19 protein-coding genes are annotated in these 18,201 nt (G+C 70.5%); 13 read left to right on the top strand and 6 right to left on the bottom strand.

Features of this window, described 5'->3' with window-relative positions:
- The first annotated feature begins 1 nt into the window (after position 1).
- On the top strand, positions 2–1,987 hold the full coding sequence (locus JOD63_RS07190) for a S9 family peptidase (protein ID WP_045276924.1): 1,986 nt from the start codon (positions 2–4) through the stop codon (positions 1,985–1,987).
- Between the two features lie 72 nt (positions 1,988–2,059).
- On the opposite strand, the gene JOD63_RS07185 is transcribed toward JOD63_RS07190, so the two are convergent.
- Positions 2,060–2,617 carry an HdeD family acid-resistance protein gene (locus JOD63_RS07185; RefSeq protein WP_045276923.1) on the bottom strand — a complete coding sequence of 186 codons (558 nt, stop codon included), beginning with the start codon at positions 2,615–2,617 and terminating at the stop codon, positions 2,060–2,062.
- Positions 2,618–2,758: 141 nt separating this feature from the next.
- Here JOD63_RS07185 and JOD63_RS07180 point away from each other — a divergent pair, with 141 nt between their 5' ends.
- Genes JOD63_RS07180 through JOD63_RS07170 form a run of 3 tightly spaced genes read left to right on the top strand, consistent with a single transcriptional unit; the run spans position 2,759 to position 4,364 of the window.
- Complete coding sequence (locus JOD63_RS07180; RefSeq protein ID WP_045276922.1) at positions 2,759–3,352, top strand: sulfite oxidase-like oxidoreductase; 594 nt, start codon at positions 2,759–2,761, stop codon at positions 3,350–3,352.
- Complete coding sequence (locus tag JOD63_RS07175) at positions 3,349–4,074, top strand: FAD-binding oxidoreductase (RefSeq protein WP_045276921.1); 726 nt, start codon at positions 3,349–3,351, stop codon at positions 4,072–4,074. Before JOD63_RS07180 ends, JOD63_RS07175 begins: the two co-directional genes overlap by 4 nt.
- A complete protein-coding gene (locus JOD63_RS07170) occupies positions 4,071–4,364 on the top strand; it encodes a DUF6510 family protein (RefSeq protein ID WP_245243882.1) in 294 nt (97 codons plus the stop codon). Before JOD63_RS07175 ends, JOD63_RS07170 begins: the two co-directional genes overlap by 4 nt.
- On the opposite strand, the gene JOD63_RS07165 is transcribed toward JOD63_RS07170, so the two are convergent.
- Entirely contained in the window at positions 4,351–5,271 is a 921-nt protein-coding gene (locus JOD63_RS07165; protein WP_045276920.1) for an AEC family transporter, read from the bottom strand. The two genes, JOD63_RS07170 and JOD63_RS07165, sit on opposite strands and share 14 nt — an antisense overlap.
- Before the next feature lie 162 nt (positions 5,272–5,433).
- Between JOD63_RS07165 and JOD63_RS07160 the strand changes: the two genes are divergently transcribed.
- From JOD63_RS07160 to JOD63_RS07140, 5 genes are all read left to right on the top strand, one after another.
- Positions 5,434–6,843 carry an anaerobic C4-dicarboxylate transporter family protein gene (locus JOD63_RS07160; RefSeq protein WP_045276919.1) on the top strand — a complete coding sequence of 470 codons (1,410 nt, stop codon included), beginning with the start codon at positions 5,434–5,436 and terminating at the stop codon, positions 6,841–6,843.
- A 42-nt stretch (positions 6,844–6,885) separates the two neighbouring features.
- Complete coding sequence (locus tag JOD63_RS07155; RefSeq protein ID WP_084613721.1) at positions 6,886–8,232, top strand: M20/M25/M40 family metallo-hydrolase; 1,347 nt, start codon at positions 6,886–6,888, stop codon at positions 8,230–8,232.
- A 44-nt stretch (positions 8,233–8,276) separates the two neighbouring features.
- A complete protein-coding gene (locus JOD63_RS07150; RefSeq protein WP_245618052.1) occupies positions 8,277–9,011 on the top strand; it encodes a phosphotransferase in 735 nt (244 codons plus the stop codon).
- A 90-nt stretch (positions 9,012–9,101) separates the two neighbouring features.
- Complete coding sequence (locus JOD63_RS07145) at positions 9,102–9,779, top strand: GNAT family N-acetyltransferase (protein WP_045276917.1); 678 nt, start codon at positions 9,102–9,104, stop codon at positions 9,777–9,779.
- A 42-nt stretch (positions 9,780–9,821) separates the two neighbouring features.
- Positions 9,822–11,159 (top strand): MFS transporter, encoded by a 1,338-nt coding sequence (locus JOD63_RS07140; protein ID WP_045276916.1) that lies wholly within the window; start codon positions 9,822–9,824, stop codon positions 11,157–11,159.
- A 53-nt stretch (positions 11,160–11,212) separates the two neighbouring features.
- Here JOD63_RS07140 and JOD63_RS07135 read toward each other — a convergent pair whose 3' ends face one another.
- Positions 11,213–11,470, bottom strand: a complete 258-nt coding sequence (locus tag JOD63_RS07135; protein WP_045276915.1) for a DUF6458 family protein — start codon at positions 11,468–11,470, stop codon at positions 11,213–11,215.
- 163 nt (positions 11,471–11,633) lie between these two features.
- Between JOD63_RS07135 and JOD63_RS07130 the strand changes: the two genes are divergently transcribed.
- The 3 genes from JOD63_RS07130 to JOD63_RS07120 all read left to right on the top strand — a co-directional run bounded on the left by JOD63_RS07130 (position 11,634) and on the right by JOD63_RS07120 (position 14,037).
- Complete coding sequence (locus JOD63_RS07130; protein WP_045277056.1) at positions 11,634–12,548, top strand: pseudouridine-5'-phosphate glycosidase; 915 nt, start codon at positions 11,634–11,636, stop codon at positions 12,546–12,548.
- A complete protein-coding gene (locus tag JOD63_RS07125) occupies positions 12,548–13,384 on the top strand; it encodes a carbohydrate kinase family protein (RefSeq protein WP_045276914.1) in 837 nt (278 codons plus the stop codon). Before JOD63_RS07130 ends, JOD63_RS07125 begins: the two co-directional genes overlap by 1 nt.
- A gap of 71 nt (positions 13,385–13,455) precedes the next feature.
- Positions 13,456–14,037 (top strand): dihydrofolate reductase family protein, encoded by a 582-nt coding sequence (locus JOD63_RS07120; RefSeq protein ID WP_045276913.1) that lies wholly within the window; start codon positions 13,456–13,458, stop codon positions 14,035–14,037.
- Here the strand turns inward: JOD63_RS07120 and JOD63_RS07115 are convergent.
- The 3 genes from JOD63_RS07115 to JOD63_RS07105 are packed head-to-tail and all read right to left on the bottom strand — an operon-like array spanning position 14,026 to position 17,282.
- Positions 14,026–14,781: an SGNH/GDSL hydrolase family protein gene (locus JOD63_RS07115; protein ID WP_211088071.1), complete on the bottom strand. Its 756-nt coding sequence runs from the start codon at positions 14,779–14,781 to the stop codon at positions 14,026–14,028. The two genes, JOD63_RS07120 and JOD63_RS07115, sit on opposite strands and share 12 nt — an antisense overlap.
- A gap of 55 nt (positions 14,782–14,836) precedes the next feature.
- Positions 14,837–16,192, bottom strand: a complete 1,356-nt coding sequence (locus tag JOD63_RS07110; RefSeq protein ID WP_157004051.1) for an MFS transporter — start codon at positions 16,190–16,192, stop codon at positions 14,837–14,839.
- 52 nt (positions 16,193–16,244) lie between these two features.
- A complete protein-coding gene (locus JOD63_RS07105) occupies positions 16,245–17,282 on the bottom strand; it encodes an LLM class flavin-dependent oxidoreductase (RefSeq protein WP_045276911.1) in 1,038 nt (345 codons plus the stop codon).
- An 86-nt stretch (positions 17,283–17,368) separates the two neighbouring features.
- On the opposite strand from JOD63_RS07105, the gene JOD63_RS07100 reads away from it, so the two are divergent.
- Positions 17,369–17,989, top strand: coding sequence for a phosphoribosyltransferase (locus JOD63_RS07100; RefSeq protein ID WP_045276910.1), 621 nt, complete (start codon positions 17,369–17,371; stop codon positions 17,987–17,989).
- Positions 17,990–18,201: the final 212 nt, after the last annotated feature.

The following is an 18,201-nucleotide window of genomic DNA, read 5'->3' as shown; positions in this document are numbered from 1 at the left end:
CATGCGCGCCGAGCACATCGAGACGCTGATCTCGGTCGGCCGCCCCGACATCGCCCCCGACGGCTCATTCGCGGTCTTCGCGGCATCGCGACCCGACCTCGCTGCGAACCGGGCGGTGGGGCAGCTCTGGCGGGTCGAGCTCCCCGACGGCATCCCGCGCCGGCTCACCCGCGGCACCGCGGACTCCGCGCCGCGCATGTCGCCCGACGGCACGCGCATCGCCTTCGTCCGCGCCGACGCCAAGCGCAAGCCTCAGTTGTTCGTGGTCGACGCGGGCGGCGGTGAGCCGGTGCAGGCCACCGACGCGACGCTCGGCGTCGAAGGATTCGCGTGGTCGCCTGACGGGTCCGCGCTCGCGTACCTCGCGCGCGTTCCCGAACCCGGCCGCTACGGATCGGTGGAGGGGCTGGATGCCTCGGCCGAGGCGCCGCGCCGCATCAGCGGCGTGCGGTGGAACGCGAACGGACTCGGCTACATCGCCGACCGGCCGGCGCACCTCTTCACGATCGCGGTGCCGGCCACCGACGGCGAGCCGAGCTACGACCCCGCGCCCGCCGTGCGCCCCGACGGCGATCCCGCGCCGACCCGGCGCCTGGTCGCCGCCGACGCCGTTCAGCTGACCCGCGGTGCCGTGTCGCACGGCGGTGTGGTGTTCTCCGCCGACGGCACCGAAGTCCTCACCGCGCCCGATGAGATCGAGCCCGACCGGCGAGATCTCCGGGGTCGCGTGATCGCGGTGCGGGTCGACGGCTCGGGTGACCGCGAAGTGCTGGGCGTCGACGCGGGGCTGTCGCTGTACGACCTCGCTGTGGCCGGTGACGGCACGCTCGCCGTCCTGGCGCACGAGGTGGGCGACGGGGTGGACTTCGTCGCGCCGGGTGTGGGTCTCTTCCTCATCGGCGCCGACGGCGCACGCCGTCTCACCGATGCGGAGACGATCGACCTCGGTGAGGTCGGCAGTCACATCGGCGTCGCCGGCGACGACTTCTTGGTGCACGACCGCACCCGCGGCCGCGTGCGCCTGCTGCGCGTCACGCGAGCGGGAACCGTTACCGAGGTGCTCGGCGGAGACGTCGAGGTGAACGGCCACGCCGTGGCCGGCGACCGCGTCGTCGTGTCGGCGTCGTCACCCGAATCGTACGGTGAGCTGCTGCTCGTGGAGGGCGGGGCGGCGCACCCGCTCACGTCGTTCGGCGCTGCGGCCGCGGCATCCGGCATCGCACTCCCGCGCGAGCTCACCGTCGACGGGCGCGACGGGTATCCCGTGCACGGGTGGGTCGCGACGCCCGAGGGGGACGGGCCGTTCCCGGTGATCCTGCAGATCCACGGCGGCCCGTACGCGACCTACGGCGTGCACCTGTTCGACGAGACGCAGGTGCTGGTCGATGCGGGGTACGCCGTGGTGTACTGCAACCCGCGAGGCTCGGCGGGCTACGGCCGCGCGCACGGGCGCAGCATCCGTCAGCAGATGGGCACCGTCGACTTCGCCGATGTGATCGACTTCCTCGACGGCGCGATCGCGAGCGACTCTCGTCTCGACGGCGCGCGCGCCGGAGTGATGGGCGGCTCGTACGGCGGCTACCTCACCGCCTGGGTGATCGCGCACGACCACCGTTTCGCGGGCGCCATCGTCGAGCGCGGCTTCCTCGAGCCGCTGTCGTTCCAGGGCACGAGCGACATCGGCTCGTTCTTCGGCGACGAGTACGTCGGGGTCTCGGCGGAGGACATCGCCCGGCAGAGCCCGATGGCGGTCGTCGGTCAGGTCACCACGCCGACACTGGTGGTGCACTCCGAGCTGGACTTCCGCTGCCCCCTGGAGCAGTCGACCCGGTACTACGCGGCGCTCAAGCGCAACGGGGTCGACGCCGAGATGCTCATCTTCCCGGGGGAGAACCACGAGCTCACCCGGTCGGGTCAGCCGCGGCACCGCGTCGAGCGGTTCGCGGCCGTGCTCGACTGGTGGCAGCGCCACCTGCCCGTCGGCTGACGCAACTGCAGAGCATCAACGAGGACGGCCCCGGGATCACTCCCGGGGCCGTCCTCGTTGTGATGCGAGCGGTCAGACGCCCTTGCCGAACGTGAATGCACGGACGACGTTGATGATGCCGAGGACGATCAACGAGATGCCGAGCAGGATCCAGAGCACGGTGGTGCCCCAGACCGGCGAGAACATCACCAGGATGCCGGCGATGATGCTGAGGATCGCGAAGAAGATCGTCCAGCCCTTCGACGACGCGTCGCCGAGGGTCGACAGCGACACGATGCCTTCCACGACCCACATGATGCCGACGAGGATGCCGATGAACAGCAGCAGCCAGGCGGTGGTGGCGCCGAGGTTGAAGAGGGCCACGATGCCGGCGATGATGAACAGGACTCCGAGGGCGATGTGGCCGACGCGCGACCAGCCGCCCTTGGTCTTGGAGAAGATGCCGAGGCCGGCGTAGACCAGGCCGGCGGCGATGGCGTAGATCGCGATGATCGCCGTCACGACCATGAGGGTCTTGCCGGGCCAGACCAGGATCAGGATGCCGACGATGACGGCAAGCACACCGCCGATGCCGAGCGCCGTGCGGATGCCGTTGACAGCAGACTTCTCAGCTGCGGATTCGGTGGACATGGGGGGTCCTTTCTGGGAGTTCCCTGAACGTGCGGCCCCAAGTCTAGACCCGGAGATGAAAGTCCTGTCGATCGACACTCGCGGTGCGGCGGCGCGCAGCACTACGGTGGGCGTGTCGTCGTCGTGGTGGTGGAGGTGTGCATGGCTGTCTTCTCGCGTGGTTTCGGGGCTCGCCGGCGGGAGAGCGATCCGAATCTGCCGCCCGGACAGTACCTGACCGACGACTTCCCGGTGCTGTCGGCCGGTCCGACGCCGCGGATCGACACCGCCGAGTGGCGGTTCACCATCCGCGACGAGTCGGGCGGAGGCGCCTCCTGGTCGTGGGACGAGTTCCAGTCGCTGCCGATCGAAGAGGTGAACACCGACATCCACTGCGTGACCCGGTGGTCGAAGCTGGGCACCACGTGGCGCGGGGTGTCGCTCGACACGCTGATGGAATCGGTCGAGTCGGATGCCGGCTACGCGATGGTGCACTCCTACGGCGGGTACACCACCAATCTGCCGATGGAGGACCTCCTCGGCGGGAAGGCATGGGTCGCGTTCGAGTTCGACGGCGAGCCGCTCGATCCCGAGCACGGCGGCCCGGCGCGGCTGCTGGTGCCCCACCTCTACTTCTGGAAGAGCGCGAAATGGGTGCGCGGCCTCGTGCTGATGGACGAGGACGAGCCGGGGTTCTGGGAGCAGAACGGCTACCACATGCACGGCGATCCGTGGACGGAGGAGCGGTACTGGTGAGCGTCGGCGGGTGGCGTCCGGCGCGCATCTCGAGCGCGACGGCGGCGACCTCGACGGCCCGCGTGCTGCGCGTGGCGATCGACGACTGGCCGGGGAGCCGGCCGGGGCAGCATGTCGACGTGCGCCTCACCGCGGAGGACGGCTACCAGGCGGTCCGGTCCTACTCGCTCGGCTCCTACGGTGCGGCGCACGAGATCGAGCTCGCGATCGACGAGGTTCCCGACGGCGAGGTGTCGCCGTACCTCGTGCATGACGCGCAGCCCGGCGACGAGCTGGAGATCAAAGGTCCGCTCGGCGGCTACTTCGTGTGGGAGCCCGGGGGAGCGGAGCCGGTGCAGCTCATCGCCGGCGGTTCGGGGATCGTGCCGCTGATGGCGATGGCTCGTGCGGCGACGGATGCCGGGGCGGCGGCATCCGTCCGTCTGCTCTACTCCGTGCGACGACCCGAAGACGCGATATATCGCGATGAGCTCGATGGGTGGGTCGGGCGCGGGGGAGTGGGGACCACGTGGGCGTACACCCGCGGTGGCCCCGATGGGTGGCCGGGGAGCGTCGGCCGACTCGACGCCGAGCGGATCGCCGCCGCGGCATGGCCCGCCGATCGCGCGCCGATCGTGTTCGTGTGCGGATCGACGGGGTTCGTCGAGACCGTCGCCGACGCCCTGGTGGCTCTCGGACACGATCCGTCGCGGATCAGGACCGAACGATTCGGAGGGGCATGATGCGTGCCGACATCGCGGGAGCCGTCGTCGACGGCAATGCACTGGCCGGGCTGCTGAGCGACGTGTTCGCGGTCGACGTGACCACGGTCGTCGGGACGTGCGGAGGATGCGGGGCCACGGCGCCGCTCGCCGACGCCGTCGTCGAGATCGATGAGGTCGCGGCGCTCGTGCGCTGCCGGTCGTGCACGCACACGCTCTTCACGGCGCTGCGGACCGGAGACGGCGTGCGCATCGTGCTCGCGGCGATCCGCGGGTTCCACGTTCCCGGAGCTGCGGTCACCCCAGGATGAGCGTGATCGCGAGCAGCACCGGCACGCATCCGATCGTCGTGAGGAACACGGTGTCGCGCGAGATCGTCTCGCCGATGCCGTAGCGCTGCGAGTAGTTGAACACGTTCTGCGCGGTCGGCAGGGCGGCGAGCACCGTCACGACGAGCACGTCGTGCGGGCTCAGCCCGAAGACGAACTCGGCGACCGCCCAGGCGATCACCGGCATGGCGACGAGCTTCAGCGTGGTCGCGAGCACGATGTCGCGGCGCCGCCCCGATGCGCCGAGCACCCGCTGGCCGTGCAGCGAGATGCCGTAGCTGATCAGCATGATCGGCACGCAGGCGTTGGCGATCAGGTTCGCCGGCTCCAGCACGATCGGCGGCAGGTCTATACCCGACACCGAGACGAGCGTGCCGAGCACCGATCCCAGCACGATCGGGTTCGATGCGGTGCGCGCGAGCGTCCGCCAGACCGACGAGCGGCCTGAGGTGACGGCATCCAGAACGGCAATGGTGACCGGCGTGAACACGAGCAGCTGCAGCAGGATCACCGGTGCGGGGTACGCAGCGCTTCCCAGCAGGTAGAGCGAGAGCGGGATGCCGATGTTGTTGGAGTTCACCTGCCCGGCGCTGAGCGCCCCGATCACCGTCTCGCCGACCGACCGGCGCCAGAGCAGCTTCGCGACGGTCACGTACACGACGAAGATCACGAGCGCCGCGATCGCCGACACCGGGAGCAGCGCCGAGAACAGGCTGTGCACGTCGGCCTGCGAAAGCACGACGAACAGCAGGAACGGCGAGAGCACGAAGAACGTCAGCCGGGCCAGCACGGGACGCGCGTGCTCGCCGAGCAGATCGATGCGCCCGATGATCCAGCCGACGACGATGGCCAGGCCCACCACGACGAACCCGGTGAGCGATTCCAGCATGATTCGAGCCTAGAGGGGCGGGCACCGGCCGCCGTTCACAGCGGGCAGTGTTCTCCTCGGGACGCCCGCCGAAGCGCGGCGTCACCATCTCGACACGTCGCTGACGCACCGATATCGTCGGCGCCAGCGGGCGGAGAAGTCCGCGGTCTCGGGGGGTCTCTGGTGGATATCGTCTCCGTGGTGCTGCAGACCTGCGTCGTGCTCGGCGCGATCATGCTCGGCGTCCGCACCGGCGGGCTCGGGCTCGGACTGTGGGGTGTGGTCGGCACCGCCATCCTCGTCTTCGTCTTCCACCTGGCGCCGGGGAGTCCGCCGGTCGACGCGTTCTTCATCATCATCGCCGTGATCACGGCGTCGTCGGCAATGCAGGCCGCCGGTGGCATCGACTACCTCGTCGCCCTCGCCTCGCGCATCATCCAGCGCAACCCCGCGCGGCTCACGTTCGTGGCACCTCTTGTCGCGTTCGTTTTCACCGTGCTGTCGGGCACCTCCAACATCTTCTTCGCCCTGATCCCGGTGATCTACGAGACCGCCTATCGGAACGGGCAGCGACCCGAGCGGGCGCTCGCCGCGTCGACCGTCACATCCGGCCTGGGCATCACTGCGAGCCCGGTGTCGGCGGCCATGGCGGCCTACCTCATCCTCATGGAAGGCACCGGCTACGGCCTGGTGCAGATCCTCACGATCACCGTACCGGCCGCCGTCGTCGCCTGCATCGCCACCTCGCTCGTGCAGCAGCGGCTGGGCAAGGACCTGCTGGACGACCCGGTGTTCCTCAAGCGCGTCGAGGACGGCACGGTCGAGGTGCCGGCGGCCCTGCGGGAGCGATACGCCGCGAAGGTGGGCGGCGCCGCTTCGACCGGCGATGGCGCAGGCCCCACCGCGTCCACCGCGAGGATCGAGCACATCGTGCCCCCGGGCGGAGCGACGGCGGCGTGGATCTTCATCTCCGGCACGCTGATCGTGGTGCTGCTCGGGCTCTTCTCCGGGCTGCGCCCCGCGTTCCCGAACGAGGACGGCGAACTGGAGCCGATCGGAATGTCGATCGTGATCGAGATGGTGATGTTCACTGCGGCGCTGGTGATCATCCTCGTCCGCAAGGTCGAGCCCTCGGTCGTCGTCGAGCAGCCGCTCCTGAAGGCCGGCTTCGTCGCGGCGGTGGCACTCTTCGGCATCGCGTGGATGGCCGACACCTTCATCTCGGGCAACGAGGAGACGATCATCGAGCCGCTCGGGGCGATGATCGAGGCGAACCCGCTGCTGCTCGCGGTCGCATTGTTCATCGTCTGCGGCCTCACCACCAGCCAGTCGGCGACCACCAACACCCTCATTCCGATCGCGCTCGCCGCGGGGCTCGCCCCAGGCGTCATCACCGCGATGTGGCCGTCGCTCATCGGCGTCTGGCTCTTCCCTGCGAACGGGTCGCAGATTGCCGCCGTCGAGACAGACCTGACGGGATCGACGAAGCTCACCCAGGTGCCGGTGTGGCACTCGTTCACGATCCCGATGCTCGTCTCCTGGGTCGCGGTGGTCGGAGCGGGTCTGCTCCTGCAGCTCGTCATCCCGGCTTGAGCACTGTCGTCCATCCGTCTCCCGTCCCACTCAGGAGGAACCATGTCCGATCCATCCGACGCGCGCGCCGCGGCCGCCGCCCTCATGCCCGATGTGCTCGATCGCCTCGGTGATCTCGTCCGCATCCCGTCGATCGCGTTCCCCGGGTTCGACCCCGAACCCGTGCACCGCATGGGACAGGCGGTCGTCGACCTGTTCGAAGCGGCGGGCGCCGAGGGCGTGCGGCTGGTCGACGTGCCCGACGGGTACCCTTGCGTCTTCGCCGACCTTCCCGGGCCCGACGGCGCGCCGACGGTGCTGTTGTACGCCCACTACGACGTGCAGCCGGCGCCCGCGAGCCAGAACTGGTCGACCCCTCCGTTCGAGCCGGTTACGAAGAGCGACGGACGCATCTACGGACGCGGTGCCGCCGACGACAAGTCGGGTCTGGTCATCCACTACGCGACGCTCAAGCTCCTCGGCGCCGACCGCCCCTGCCGCGTGAAGATCCTCGTCGAGGGGGAGGAGGAGACGATCTCGCACCTCGAGCCGTTCGTCGAGGCGAACCCGGAGCTGTTCACAGCCGACGCGTTCGTCATCGCCGACATCGGACCCCAGTCACCGGGACGACCGGGTCTCACGACTGCGCTGCGCGGTGATGTCGCGTGCACGGTCACCGTGCGCACCCTCGCGAATCCGGTGCACTCGGGGGAGTTCGGGGGAGCGGCGCCCGACGCGCTCACCGCGATGATCCGCATCCTCGACACGCTCCACGACGAGAACGGCGACACCGTGATCCCCGGCGTCGACAGCGGGAGATGGGACGGCGCAGCGATGGACGAGGACGTCTACCGCGGCGGGTCGGCGATCCTGCCCGGTGTCGACTACCTCGGAACGGGATCGCTGTCCGACCGCATCTGGGCGAAGCCCTCGGTGACGGTGCTCGGCATGGATGTTCCGAGCACCGCAGAAGCGTCGAACGTCCTGCTCAACGAGGTGAAGGCGAAGCTGTCGATGCGCATCATCCCGGGTTCCGACGGCGATGGGCAGCTCGAGGCTCTGATGGCACACCTGCGAGCGCAGCGACCATGGAACTGCGAGGTGGTCGTCGAGAAGGTCAAGGTCGGCCATCCGTTCGCCGTCGATGAGTCGCACCCCGCGATCGTCGCCGCCGAGGACGCGCTGCGCGAAGCATACGGCGCAGAGGTCGAGTCGATCGGGAGCGGGGCGTCGATCCCGCTGGTTGCATCGCTGAAGAAGATCGCCCCCGACGCGGCGATCGTGCTCTGGGGTGCGGAGGACACCGCCCACGCCCGCATCCACGCGTCCGACGAGTCTGTCGACCCGGCTGAGATCGAGCGGATGATCGTGGCACAGACGCGGTTCATCCAGGAGTTCGCAGGAGGGTGACGTCGACACCGGAGTCGGATGCGGATGGGGGTCCGGATGTGGAGGTGGCGTTGACCGGCGGGAACATGGAGCCGGTCGTGCGCGTCGGCGACACCGTCCGCCGTCAGACGGGCCCATGGACGCCGGCGGTGCACGCGCTGCTGGGGTGCTGGGCTGGGGCGGGGATCGACGAGACTGCGCGGGCGCTCGGCACCGACGAGAAGGGTCGCGAGGTGCTGTCGTTCCTCCCGGGGGAGGTGCTCGCGGGTGCGGCCCCGGAGGCCCTGTGGTCAGACCGCATTCTGACGGATGCCGCACGACTGCTGCGACGCCTGCACGACGCGTCCGCCGGCCTGGCGATGCGTGGCGACCTGGAATGGCGATCTGTGGCTCGGGAGCCGCACGAGGTGATCTGTCATAACGATTACGCACCGTACAACCTGCTCGTGAGCGGAGGTCGATTGAGCGGGGTGATCGATGTCGACTTCGCGGGGCCGGGACCGCGCATCCGCGACGTCGGATACCTCGCGTACCGACTCGCACCGTTCGCTGAGGATTCGCCGGAGGCCGACGGACTCGACCGGCGTGCGCGCATCGGTGCGATGATCGGCGCGTACGGCGCGTCTTGGTCGGTCGACGACGTGATCGCTGCTGCAGCGGCATCCGTCGCAGACCTGGCGGTGTTCACGCGCGACCGGGCTGCTCTCACGGGGCGGACCGACCTCATCGGACATGCCGAGATGTACGAGCGAGACGTCGAGCGGATGCTGCACGCCGGCCGATTAACGATTAGCCGATAATGTACATTATGTCAGATCGGGCGAAGTCGCCGGTCCCCGCATGCCGCGCGACCGATGCGCACCGCGGCGAGGATCTGGCAGACTGCGCGGATGCCCCACCTCGACGATCTCGCGCGACTCTGGCCTGCGGCCGGGGTGAGTGTGTGCTCCGGCGACCTCGAGCTGCGGTGGATCGACGACGAGCTGCTCGTCGCGCTCGCCGAGCTCGCGGGTGCCGGCATCCATGATCCCGGAGCCATGCCCTTCGAACACCCCTGGTCGCGCGGCGCTCCCGACGATGTCGCCCGCAGCGTCCTGACGTACCAATGGAATGCGCGCGGCCACGTCGAGTCCGGCGCGTTCGCCCTCGAGCTGGGGGTGCTCCACCGCGGCGTACCGGTCGGCATCCAGGGGCTCGACGCACCCGAGTGGGGCGTGCTGCGCAGCATCCGCACCGGCTCGTGGCTCGGCCGAGCCCACCAGGGCCACGGCATCGGCACCCGTATGCGGATGCTCGCCCTGAACTTGGCGTTCGACGGCCTCGGCGCCGAGGAGGCGCTGTCGGGCGCGTTCGCGGACAACGCCGCATCGAACGCCGTCTCCCGGGCGGTCGGCTACGACGACGACGGTGCGTTCCGGCATCCCCGCGACGGTGTGGCGGTGGAGCACCGGCGGTACCGGATGAGTCGTGAACGATGGAAGCAGCTGCGCCCGACGCACGCGGACCGGCTCGGGGCGCCGGTCATTCTGCGGGGCGTCGAGCAGTTCCGTGCGCAGGTCACTCCGTGACCGTGGTCAGACCACAGCGCGGGCAGGAGTAGCGTTGACGGGGTGACCGCTCTCCCCCGCCCCGCATCCGCCGGGCCGGGGTGGCAGGCATGGCTGATCTGGTCGGTGGCCGTCGCCGGCTACATCCTCGCGATCGTGAACCGCTCCTCGCTGAGCGCGGTGGGCGTCGATGCAGCCGAGCGGTTCCACGCCGACGCGTCGACACTGTCGCTGTTCGCCGTGGTGCAGCTGGCGGTCTACGGCGGCATGCAGATACCGATCGGCGTGCTGCTCGATCGGTTCGGCTCGCGACCCATCATGGTGGTCGGGATGCTGCTCATGGCCGCCGGACAGCTCGTCATGGCCTTCTCCCCCACCGTCGGCGTCGCCATCGCGGCGCGCGTGCTCCTCGGAGCCGGTGACGCCGCCATCTTCCCCGGGGTGCTGCGCCTCATCGCGACGTGGTTCCCCGCGCAACGCGGACCGATCATGGTGCAGCTCACGGGGATCATCGGGCAGACGGGTCAGCTGATCGCGGTGATCCCGCTCGCTGCTCTCCTGCACGCCACCACGTGGAGCATCACATTCGGCAGCATCGCCGGTCTCGGGGTCCTCTTCGCCGTCCTGATCTTCGTCATCATCCGGAACCACCCGCCGGAGGTCGACCGCGACGTCTCGGTCGACACCGACACCGGGGTGATCCGCGTGGTGACGTCCTCGGTCGACTCGGGGGTGGGCATCCGCGCCGCATGGGCGCATCCCGGAACACGGCTGGCATTCTGGTCGCACTTCACCGCGCCGTTCGCCGGGACCGCCTTCGTGCTGCTGTGGGGCATGCCGTTCCTCACCGCAGGTGAGGGACTCTCGACCGCCGCCGCCGCCGGGATCCTCTCGACGTACGTCGTGATGGGCATGGTCATCGGCCCGATCATGGGCGAGCTGTCGCGGCGCATCCCGACCATGCGCTCGCGAGCCCTCGTCCTCCCTGCGGTAGGACTGCAGCTGTTCGCCTGGCTCGCAGTCATCGTGTACCCGGGCCCGGCGCCGCTCTGGCTGCTCTACGCACTCGCCTTCGCGCTCGCGATGGGCGGACCCGCGTCGATGATCGCGTTCGACCACGCCCGAACCCACAACCCCGCGCACCGGCTCAGCACGGCCACCGGGGTCACGAACGCCGGCGGCTTCATCGCCGCACTCATCGCGATCTACGCGATCGGCCTCGCGCTCGACCTGCAGGGCGCCGGCACCCCCGAGACGTATTCGCTGGAGGCGTTCCGGCTCGCGTTCCTGACACAGGTTCCGCTGTGGCTGCTCGGCGGGTACTTCATCATCTGCGAGCGCCGCCGCACGCGCATCCACGTGGGTCTCGATCAGCCGAAGCCGCCGCGGCGGACGAAGTGACCGCCGGCCGCGGAACCGGCGTTCGGGAGCCGCGACCGGCGGTCGTCTCGAGGTCAGAGGGTCTCGTCGGTCTGGCTCGTGCTGCGGCGGGTGACCTGCTCGCTGCTGTTCGGGTCGACGGCCGTACGGGTCACGGTCTCGGTGCGCCGGCGGCGCAGCATCAGCACCAAGCCGATGACGAACACCAGGGCGCCGGCGCCCATCAGGATGTACCCGATGAGGTCGAGGTTCACCCACTCGACCTCGACGTTGACGGCGAACGCGAGGATGGCGCCGATCGCGAAGAGGGCGATGCCTGCTCCGATGCTCATGATCATCCTTTCCGGGGGCGGCGGTCGGCCCCTCCCCTGTGCGCAGGACTCGGTGATCCTGCATGACCACCCTGGCCCATGCGATGCCTGAGTCGCAGGGTCTTGACACGCGTGCGCGATCATGGTTCGCGCGCGCGGCGGCCTCCGGCGATAGCGTGTGACCGTGACCGCCGCAGGCATCCGCGTCTCCCCCGTCGTCCGCGCCGCCCTCGCAGACGGCGAGCCCGTACTCGCGCTCGAGTCGACGATCTTCACCCACGGGCTCCCCCGGCCCCGCAACGTCGAGGTCGCCCTCGCTGCCGAGGAGCAGGTGCGCGCCGCCGGGGTCGTGCCGGCCACGATCGGTGTCGTGGACGGTCGCCCCACCGTGGGCCTCTCGCCGAGCGAGATCGAGCGGCTCTCCACCGCCCCGCGCGTGGTCAAGGCGAGTCTGCGCGATCTGCCGATCGCCGCGGCGAAGGGACTGTGCGCCGGCACCACGGTCGCAGCCACCGCGTTCCTCGCCCACCGCGTCGGCATCCGGGTGTTCTCGACCGGCGGGCTCGGCGGCGTCCATCGCGGCGCCCCGGCGACATTCGACGAATCCGCCGACCTCGGTACGCTCGCGACACTCCCCCTCGTGGTCGTGAGCGCCGGGGTGAAGTCGATCCTCGACATCCCGCTCACGCTGGAGCGGCTCGAGACGCTCAACCTCGGCGTCGTCGGCTACCGCACGACGGACTATCCCGCGTTCTACATCGCCGATTCCGGCTATGACCTGGAGTATTCAGCGGACTCCCCCGAGGAGATCGCGGCGATCGCCCGCGCGCGCGACGCCCTCGGGCTCACGTCCACGCTTCTCGTCGCGAATCCGCTCCCGGCGGACCGTCAACTCGACCCGGCCCTGCACGACGAGGTGCTCGCACGGGCGCTGGATCGCGCCGAGGCCGAGGGAATCACCGGTCACGACACGACGCCGTTCCTCCTCGATGTCATGCAGCGCGAGACCGGTGGACGCAGCCTCGATGTCAACGTCGACGTGTACCGCGGCAACGTCGGCCTCGGGGCCGAGATCGCGCGCGCCCTCGCGGCGGAGTGATGCTGATCGTCATCGGAGACCTCGTCGCCGACCTCATCGTGCTCGGCGGCGCGACGCTCGAGCGCGGCACCGACAACCCCGCCGAGGTGCGGCTCACCCGCGGCGGCAGCGCCGCGAACGTGGCCGCGGCCGCGGCGTCAGCCGTGCCGACCCGTTTCATCGGGTGCGTCGGCGTCGATCCGCTCGCGACCGCCCTGATCGCCGACCTCGAATCGGCGGGTGTCGACGTGCGGGTGCAGCGGGCCGAGCGCACCGGAGCCATCGTGGTGCTGGTCGACGCGGTCGGCGAGCGGACCATGATCACCGACCGCGGCGCCGCCGCCGAGCTCGCGGCGATCGACCCGGCATGGCTCACCGGTGCGCGGTGGCTGCACCTGCCGCTGTACGGGTTCGCCGAGCCGGGATCGCGACAGGCGCTGACGGATGCCGCGACCTCGGTTGCGGCGGAAGGCGGCTGCGTGAGCGTCGACCTCTCGAGCGTGGCGACGCTGCGGGCGCTGGGCGCGCGAGCGGTCGCCGAGGTGCTGCGCCGCATCTCACCCGACGTGGTCTTCGCCAACCGCGACGAGGCCGATGTGGCCGGCAGCTTCGGTCTGACGACGCGCGGCGTGCTGGTGGTCAAGCGTGGCCCTGAGCCGGTGCTCGTCCACGAGCGCGGAGCGGTGGCCGAGATCGCCGTCGACCCCGTCGATGACGTGCTCGACTCGACCGGGGCGGGAGACGCCTTCGCCGCGGGGTACATCGTCGCCGCGCTCGCGGGAGCGGATGCGGCTGCAGCCGCACGTGCGGGCGGCGTCCGCGCGATGGCGGCATTGCGGCGTGCCGGTGCGCTCTGACCATCGCCGGAGTGCTCGGTCGGCGTATCGGTGCCGGTGCCGGTGTCGGTGCACCGCAGTAGCGTGAGGCCATGCCTCGCGCGATCTTCTACACCGCAACCACGCTCAACGGCTTCCTCGCCGACGAGCATGACTCGTTGGACTGGCTCTTCGCCGCGCCGGGCGGCGAGGGTGGGGATGCCGACTTCCGCGCGTTCCTCGACGGCATCGGCGTGCTCGTGCAGGGCTCGTCGACCTACGAGTGGGTCGTGGAGCACGAAGACCTCGTCGCGCACCCCGAGAAGTGGCCCGCCTATTACGGCGACCGCCCGACGTGGGTGTTCAGCACGCGGGAGCTGCCTGCCGTCCCCGGGGCCGACGTGCGCTTCGTCCGCGGCGATGTCGGCGAGGTGTGGCCCGCGATCGTGGCGTCGGCAGCCGGTCGCGACGTGTGGATCGTGGGCGGGGGCGATCTGGCGGGTCAGTTCGCCGATGCGGGGCTCCTCGACGAGATCCGCGTCTCGATCGCTCCGGCGACGCTCCCCACCGGCAAGCCTCTCCTCCCCCGCGCACTCGGAGCGGATCGGCTGACCCTCACGGCCGTGCGTCAGGCGGGGGCATTCGCCGAGCTCACCTACGCGGTCGACGCGGCGCGGGAGCGCTCAGCCGGCTGAGTCGAGCCGGGTCCACGCAGCGTATTTCGGATGCCGGCCGTCGCCCGACGACGTGCCGGTCAAGCGGCGCTGGATCCAGGGGCCGACGTGCTCGCGGTAGTAGGCGGTTCCGCGTGCTCCGACATCGGGCAGCGGCGGAAGCGACCACCATGCGGCGGGCGGCTCGACGCCGAGTGAGGTGAGCACCCTCGCCGCGACCCGGTGATGACCGCGCGAGTTCATGTGGAGTCGGTCCTCCGACCAGTAGGGCGGCGAGGAGAGCTCGCGATCAGGCCAGTTGAACGCGCGGACGACGTCCGGGCGGTCTGCGAGTGCGGCCGAGACGGCGGCCGACAGCAGGTCGCCACGGCGCTGGATGACGCGGCGGAGCGGCAGCTGCCCCGACGGGTTCGCGCCCGACAGCACGATGAGCTGCACGCCCTCCTCGTCGCAGCGCCTCAGCACATGCTCGAACGCCGCCACCACGCGCGAGACGCTGGTGCGAGGGCGGAGCATGTCGTTGCCGCCGCCGTTGAATGACAGATGCGTCGGGCGCAGCGCGAGTGCGGGTTCGAGCTGCTCGTCGACGATGGGCTGGACGAGCTTGCCGCGGATGGCGAAGTTCGCGTACTCGACGTCGGCCCCGCTCGCCGCCCATCCCTCGGCCACGAGGTCTGCCCACCCCCGGACGCGACCGTCGGGCAGCTCGTCGCCGACCCCTTCCGTGAACGAGTCGCCGATGGCGACGTAGCGCAGCGTGCCCATCCCTCCACCTTAAGTGACTCGGTGCTGCGGAGTGGGACCCCTCCGGTACGACCGCTCAGCGGTCGTCGAGCGCGGCGCCCCGCCGGTCCGCGAGGCCCCAGGCGGCGACGGCGGCGACCGCGAAGAACACCGCGAACACGACGAACAGCGTCGGCGCGCCGCCCAGGGCGAGCAGCGGCGGCACCGACAGTGGTGCGACGATGGAGGCGATCCGGCCCACGCCGGCTGCCCAGCCCGAGCCGGTGGCGCGGAGCGAGGTGGGATACATCTCGGGGGTGACCGCGTACAGCGCGCCCCACGCGCCCAGGTTGAAGAACGACAGCGCCATCCCCGCGCCGATGACGAACGTCTCCCCCGTCGACGTGCCGAAGGCGACAGCGGACGCCGCCGAGCCGACGAGGAACACCGAGAGGGTGAGCCTGCGCCCCCACACTTCGATCAGCCAGGCGGCCACCGCGTAGCCGGGAAGCTGAGCGAGCGTGATGATCACGGTGAAGCCGAAGGACCGCACCAGGTCGTACCCCTGGGCGACGAGGATCGACGGGATCCAGATGAACGCGCCGTAGTACGCGAAGTTGACGCAGAACCACACCAGCCAGAGACTGGCCGTGCGCAGCCGGAACTCCGCAGACCACAGGGTCGCGAGCCGCTCCCGCACGCTCGTGGCTGCGGCGGGCTCCACGACGTCGGTGGTGATCCGCCGCCGGGCCACAGCCGACATCGATGCGGATGCCTCGAACGATCGCACGACGGCGTTGGCGTCGTCGGCACGGCCGCGGCGTTCGAGCCAGCGCGGTGATTCCGGGAGTCCCCACCGCACCGCGAGGGCGTAGGCGGCGGGGATCGCGCCGATCGCGAACGCCCAGCGCCATCCGTCGTCCGAGCCGGGGATCACGAGGAAGCCGATGAGCGCCGCTGCGGTCCAGCCGAGCGCCCAGAACGCCTCGAGGATCACGATGAGTCGGCCGCGCATGCGCGCCGGCGCGAACTCGCTCACGTAGGTGCTCGCCACCGGCAGTTCGGCTCCGAGCCCGAGCCCGACGAGGAACCGGAGCACGAGGAGCGCGGCCAGACCGCCGACCAGGGCGCTCGCGCCGGTGGCGAGGCCGTACACGAGCAGTGTGACGGCGAAGATGCTCCGCCTGCCGTACCGGTCGGCGAGGAGCCCGCCGACCGTGGCTCCGACGGCCATGCCGACGAATCCCGCCGATGCGATCCACGACGACTCGGTCGGGCTCAGGTCCCACTGCACCGCGAGTGCGGCGATCACGAACGAGATGAGTCCGACGTCCATCGCGTCGAGCGCCCAGCCGAGGCCCGAGCCCGTGAGCACGCGGAGATGGCGGCGGGTGAACGGCAGTGCGTCGAGACGCTGCGAGAGCGTCACCGCGGCGGGTGGGGCGTCGGCCATACGTGTCATCGTACGGATGCCGCGGCATCCGGCGTGAGATGGGTCGGCGACGTCAGGCCAGCATGTCGTGCACCAGGGGTGCCACGCGCGTGCCGTAGAGCTCGATCGAGCTCATGAGCTTCGCGTGCGACAGCGTGCCCGTCGAGAACTTCATGTCGAACCTGTCGAGCCCGACGGTCCGCACCGTGTCGGCGATCTTCCGGGCGACGGTCTCAGGTGATCCCACGTACAGCGCGCCGTCGGGACCGACGTCGTGCTGGAACCGCATGCGGCTGTACGGCGGCCAGCCGCGCTCTCGGCCGATCGTGTTGTTCATCGCGGCGAAGCCCTCGTAAGCCTCTTCCCAGGCCTGCTGGTCGGTGGCGGCGACGTGTCCGGGCGAATGCACGCCGACCGGGCGCGCGGTATGCCCGAACTCGCCGAGCGAGCGGCGGAACAGATCGGCGAAGGGACGGAAGCGACCCGCCGGGCCGCCGATGATCGCGAGCATGAGGCCGAACCCGTGCTTGGCGGCGCGGACGGCGGACTCGGGTGTGCCCCCGACGCCGACCCAGGTGGGGATGCCGTTCGCCGTCTTCGGGTAGACGTCTGCGCTCTCCAGCGCGGGGCGCAGCCGCCCCTGCCAGGTCACGGGCTCCTCGTCGCGCAGCCGGGCGAACAGGTCGAGCTTCTCCTCGAAGAGCGCCTCGTAGTCGCGCAGGTCGTATCCGAACAGCGGGAAGGACTCGATGAACGATCCACGCCCGAGGATCACTTCGGCGCGACCGTTCGAGACGGCATCGAGCGTCGCGAACCGCTCGTACACGCGCACCGGGTCATCGCTCGACAGCACGGTCACCGCGGTGCCGAGCCGGATCTGCGAGGTGCGGGCCGCAGCGGCGGCGAGGACCAGCTCGGGACTCGACACCGCGAACTCGCGCCGGTGGTGCTCCCCCACGCCGAAGAACGCCAGGCCGGACTCGTCTGCGAGGACGGCCTGGTCGACGACGTCGCGGATCGCCTGCGCGTGGCTCACGAGTGCGCCGTCGTCGCCGAGCGTGACGTCGCCGAATGTGTCGAGACCGAGCTCGACGGGGGTGTTCGTGGTCATCGCGGGCATCCTTTCCATGCGCGTGAATGAACGTCGCGCAGGGTCGGTGCATTCCCGGAGCGCCGACGCGAGCGTACCGTGAGGGCATGGCGCTGTTCGCCGATCGTGCTCACGCCGGCCGCGAGCTGGCAGCGGAACTCACCGGTGCGGCGGGGACGGATGCCGTCGTCTTCGGCATCCCGCGCGGCGGCGTCGTCACGGCCGCAGCCGTCGCCGGGGAACTCGGGCTGCCGCTCACGGCCGTCGTCGTGCGGAAGCTGGGTGCGACACGCCACGAGGAGTTCGCCGTCGGCGCGATCGCCGACGGCGTGCGACTCGTGACGCGGGGGTCGCTCCGGTCGGCGGGGATGTCGGCAGTCGATCTCGCGCACGTGGAAGCCGCCGAGCATGCGGAGCTGGAACGGCGGATGCGGGCCTTCGAGGCGAGCCCGTTCGACGCCGCCGGGCGTACGGCTGTCGTCGTCGACGACGGTGTAGCGACCGGATCGACGGCGATCGCCGCGTGCCGATCGCTGCGCCTGCGCGGTGCGTCGCGGATCATCCTCGCCGTTCCGGTCGCTCCCGCGAGCTGGGCGCCACCGGGTGATGCGGTCGACGAGTTCGTGTGCCCGCACCGCATGCAGGACTTCTGGGCGGTCGGCGAGTACTACGACGACTTCACGCAGACCTCGGACGCCGAGGTGGTGCGGCTGCTGGCCGCCGGGTGAACCGGCGCGTCTCGTCTCGTTTCGTCGCTGCGCTCCTCGCTCGACGGCCGGAGCCCGCTGCGCTCCTCGCTCGACGACCGGAGCCCACTGCGCTCCCCGCTCACCCGGCCGGAGCCCGCTGCGCTCCTCGCTCAACGACCGGAGCCCGCTGCGCTCCTCGCTCACCGGGCCGAAGCCCGCTGCGCTCCCCGTTCGACGAACGAGGAGCGCAG

It is taken from the genome of Microbacterium terrae, from assembly GCF_017831975.1.
In the GTDB taxonomy this organism is placed as follows: domain Bacteria; phylum Actinomycetota; class Actinomycetes; order Actinomycetales; family Microbacteriaceae; genus Microbacterium; species Microbacterium terrae.
Note: the sequence above shows the minus strand (reverse complement) of the source record. Positions and strands in the feature narration are given on the sequence as shown.